General features: G+C 35.3%; 1 protein-coding gene. It reads left to right on the forward strand.

The window, feature by feature from the left end; translation table 11 throughout:
* Positions 1 to 95 precede the first annotated feature (95 nt).
* Positions 96 to 1,295 (forward strand): ISAs1 family transposase, encoded by a 1,200-nt coding sequence (locus tag QUA77_RS29080; protein WP_445302115.1) that lies wholly within the window; start codon positions 96 to 98, stop codon positions 1,293 to 1,295.
* Positions 1,296 to 1,482: the final 187 nt, after the last annotated feature.

Raw genomic sequence — 1,482 nt, forward strand, 5'->3', positions numbered from 1 at the left:
CCAGGGTAAACGCATCTTAACTTTAACCCAAAATATGCTACAGTTAAATACGACTAAATTTCAATGTAGTTTATTGTAGTTTATTGGTGCTATCAATGGCAAGAGGTTTTAGTAAAGCTGTAAATTCCCAACAAAAACAAACAGATTCATTACATTCAATGAATATTTTGAATACCAGTTTTTTAGAACATTTTGCCAATTTGAAAGACCCCAGAATAGAAAGAAGTAAAGAACATTTGCTCAAAGATATTATTGCGATTGCGATTCTAGGTATCATCAGCGGTGCCGACGGATGGGTGGCAATAGAAGCTTATGGTAACGCCAAATATGAATGGTTAAAAAGCTTTCTAGAATTACCGAATGGCATACCATCTCATGACACATTTAGTCGGGTATTTGCCCGAATTGAACCACAACAGTTTCAAGAATGTTTTTTGAGTTGGGTAAATTCGATAGTCAAGGAATTAAAACTAGAAGTGATTGCCATTGATGGCAAAACAATGAAACAATCTTATGACCGAAATGACCAGCAAAAAGCCCTACATATAGTTACTGCCTGGTCTTCATCTCATCAATTGGTTTTAGGACAAAAAAAAGTTGATAAAAAGTCTAATGAGCTTACAGCAATTCCAGCATTAATAGAAATGTTAGAAATTGCCGGAAGCGTAATAACCATAGATGCTATGGGCTGTCAAAAAGACCTAACATCTTTGATTGTTAAGAAAAAAGGAGATTATGTTTTAGCTTTAAAAGGTAATCAAAAACTCCTCTACCAAGCTGTAAAAGAGTGGTTTGAATTAGCTCAAGAAGAAGATTTTTTAGGTAGAGAGTATAGCTATTATGAACAAGTAGAAGCTGGACATCATCGAGTGGAAAAAAGACAAGTCTGGAATGTGGATATATCCGAGTTACCACCTTTGCACAATCAAAAATTATGGAGGGGATTAAAAACAGTTGTCATGATAGTTAGTGAACGACGGCTGTGGAATAAAACCACGACAGAAGCTCGTTTCTACTTGAGCAGTTTAAGCAGTAATGCTGAAAAAATTGCTGGGGCGATCCGCAGTCATTGGGGCATTGAAAATAGCTTACATTGGACACTTGATGTTACATTTTGTGAAGATGAAAGCCGGATTCGGAAACAGAACTCTCCCGAAAATTTTGCACTTCTACGTCGATTAGCAATAAATTTATTGAAACAAGAGAAAACGTCTAAAGAAAGTCTAAAAATGAAACGGTATCGAGCGGCAATGGACAATAATTATTTAGTTCAAATTTTAAACTCTGCCAGTTAATGCTCGAAATTTAAGACCTATCTAAGAAGGAAAATTATCCGGCTTTAAGAAGTTGAGAAATTCTTAAGGTTCTGATTTAATCTGCTCAAATCGGGTTAAAATAAAGAATTTTAGGAAGGTTTTTTTAGTGATTGAGTCATGCACAAATCCAGGGTTTTGTCAAATTAATTTAGATGCGTTTACCCTG

It is taken from the genome of Microcoleus sp. K5-D4, from assembly GCF_036704575.1.
Lineage (GTDB): Bacteria > Cyanobacteriota > Cyanobacteriia > Cyanobacteriales > Microcoleaceae > Microcoleus.

Coding starts and splice junctions, on each gene's coding strand:
- QUA77_RS29080 (WP_445302115.1), top strand. CDS start 96: ATGGCAAGAGGTTTTAGTAAAGCTGTAAATTCCCAACAAAAACAAACA.